This window comes from Methyloceanibacter sp. (genome assembly GCF_051306395.1).
Taxonomy (GTDB): domain Bacteria; phylum Pseudomonadota; class Alphaproteobacteria; order Rhizobiales; family Methyloligellaceae; genus Methyloceanibacter.
In genome coordinates this window covers 1-2,430 of sequence record NZ_JBPPND010000055.1, presented here as the reverse complement: position 1 = coordinate 2,430, position 2,430 = coordinate 1, and the positions used below count along the sequence as shown (strand labels likewise).

Sequence of the window (2,430 nt, the reverse complement as noted above, 5' to 3'; positions counted from 1 at the left end):
TTCGATCTTGCGGATGAAGATATTGCGAAAGAACTCAGGGGCTATGACACCATACTCGAAATCCGTCTCTGCCTTGATTTCCCAGCGGTAGCCCTGGCCCACCTTCAGCCGGTACTCCTTGGGTTCCATGTAAAAATTGTTGTCTTCCGAGCCGAGGACGAGGGGTTCCATGTCCTTCAGATGGTGGACGGCAGGATCGAACATGAACTGAGCATGGGTCAGGCCGAACGAGCCAAGTAGGCAGGCCGCACCGGCAGCCAATACGACACCGAATTTCCGCATTAAGACGCTTCTCCTTGGTTGAGCTTTTTTCACCGAAACGTCTCCTTCCCGGGGCGGACTATAGGCCCACGGGGCGCCGCTGTGAAACACCTTGCGGGCTCTGCTCGCCGGCACAACCGGCGTGAGAAATAAGGGAGACACGCGCCCGGAGCATCGAGCGTCCAGGACTGCGCTAGTTTCCGGTGCTTACGGGATCTTCCGCCAGGCCGAGGGCGATGAGCGCAATACGGTCTGGACGCCTTGTCTCGTCGGGAGACATCAGGCTCATACCGTGCGGGTTTGCGTACTCCCAGTATGCCCATGCCGCACCAAGCGCATCGGTCTCGCGCCGCACCGCATCGAGCCAGAGGAACCGGTGCGCGTCGAGCGCGCCGCCGTGCCACCCGTTCTCGGCCATGGCGCCGAACTCGCCGAGGATGAGGCGGTTGCCAGGCACGCCATGCTTCTTGGCCCAGGCACGAACTTGGCCGAAGCGGGCTCTTAGAGCGTCTTCGTTCCAGCGTCCCGCAGCATACTCGTCGAGATAGCGGCCAATTTCGGCGAGCTTTGCTGACCGCTCCTCCGGGGTGAGGTCTTTTTCGTCCACCAGAAGTTCCGAATAGACAAACGACAAAGCCGTTTCGTTCTCGGTCACCGGCCAGGGCGCTCCCTTGACGAGGCGGCTTTGTGCCGTGCCCTGATGGGTGAAGCCGTGCGGCTCGTAGAAGTGGAAGCTGTACAGCAGGCGATCATCGGCCAGGCGGCCCGGATTGAGTTGGACGAGGCCGGTAATATTGCCGCCGCAAGCGCCCGTCACCACCAGCGTCAGGTCGGGCGCGGCCTCCCGGGCCGCACGTACGAGACCGGTCAGCACGGCTTCCCATTCACGCCCGCCCGAACCGTCGCAAGGATAGTATTGGGGCTCGTTCATCAGTTCGAGCGCGACCTTATCCGTGCCGACCCGCTCGAGCATGCGTGCAATCGAAGAGACCGCGGAACGGTAGCGCTCCTGTATCACTTCGTCTGATGCGTTCTCGATTGCTTCCGGAGACCACGCCTTGACCTGGCCAACGGGATGAAGATCGAGAACGACTTTCAATCCCGAACTCGTCACCGCGCGGACGGCCTCCTCCAACCGGCCGACGGCCACATCGCGGCGCGCGCCTTCTGAGGCCAGCAGCGGGCCGGGGTCCACCGAAAGGCGCACGAAATCCAACCCGAGCGCCTTATGCGCGAAAAATCATCGGCGCTTCCCCATTCCGCCATGTCCCGGTAGGGCGGCCATTTGTAGTCGCCCGTCGAAGTGAGCGGCGACCAGTTCAGCCACCATGGATACTCACGCCACGTTTGAGCTAAATAGGTCCCTCGCTTGCGCACACATTCGCCGGCGCGCCGGTTCCGACAACGAGCGCGGCGATGAGCCCCAGAAGAAGCAGCACCGCGGCGAGCCAGCGCGACGGCGCGCGGCGCTCCAAGATTTCATCTGCGTGGGTCACGTCGCATTCACTCCGGCGAGGTTCAGCCTCTGGTCGATGAAAAGGCGCTTGCCGCGCGCGTTGCCCGCGAGTTCGGAGACGAGTGCAAGATCGAAGCGGATTCCCGCGCCGACGCGCCCCTGAAGCTCGCCGACGAAGAGCCGTGCTTCCGGCTCGCCGCAGCCTGTCCGCAGCACGACCTTGACAACACAGCGGCCCGGCGCGTCTTGGTAGAATTGGAACTCAGAGACCCCGAAGAATTTGTCGGGATGCACCGGCACGATCGTCGGTGTGACGATGCGGTTGCCCTCGGCTCCGACTAGGAACTTCGGCTGCCGGCGCGGCGTAATCGCGCGGGCCTTCAGGCGCCAGGCATTGTGCTCATCGGGAAGGCGCACGAGCTCGGCGGTATCGCCCGATGTTCCCGATTCGCCGGAAGTACATGGCGCCGTTTTCCAACTTGAACTTCTCGACTCAGGTGGCCAACGCCAGCCTCGCGAATGACTTCATGACCTTCGACGGCTAGCGCGGGAGCACCAGGTTAGACGCCGCGGCGCGCGGGCGGCTCGGACGCCGGCGGGAACTCGTCCTCGCCAAGGTCATCCGGTTCGCGGCGGGTACGCTGCTTGAGCCGCGGCTCGCGGGTTTCTCGGCGGGTCTGGGGGCTTGCGGTGCCGATGAGTTCGCGTGCGAG

Annotated in this window: 3 protein-coding genes and 1 pseudogene; all 4 read right to left on the bottom strand. The window is 63.5% G+C overall.

The genetic code is table 11. The features are described 5' to 3' along the window. A pseudogene (locus ACSLE4_RS03600) lies at positions 1-282 on the bottom strand (hypothetical protein); the annotation flags it as partial. Between the two features lie 172 nt (positions 283-454). Next, the gene (locus ACSLE4_RS03595; protein WP_435903113.1) at positions 455-1,477 is read right to left on the bottom strand and encodes a glycoside hydrolase family 5 protein; all 1,023 of its coding nucleotides are present in this window, start codon (positions 1,475-1,477) and stop codon (positions 455-457) included. Positions 1,478-1,613: 136 nt separating this feature from the next. Then, the gene (locus tag ACSLE4_RS03590) at positions 1,614-1,757 is read right to left on the bottom strand and encodes a hypothetical protein (RefSeq protein ID WP_435903112.1); all 144 of its coding nucleotides are present in this window, start codon (positions 1,755-1,757) and stop codon (positions 1,614-1,616) included. After that, positions 1,754-2,134: a hypothetical protein gene (locus ACSLE4_RS03585; RefSeq protein ID WP_435903111.1), complete on the bottom strand. Its 381-nt coding sequence runs from the start codon at positions 2,132-2,134 to the stop codon at positions 1,754-1,756. The genes ACSLE4_RS03590 and ACSLE4_RS03585 overlap by 4 nt, the downstream gene beginning before the upstream one ends. Between the last annotated feature and the right edge of the window lie 296 nt (positions 2,135-2,430).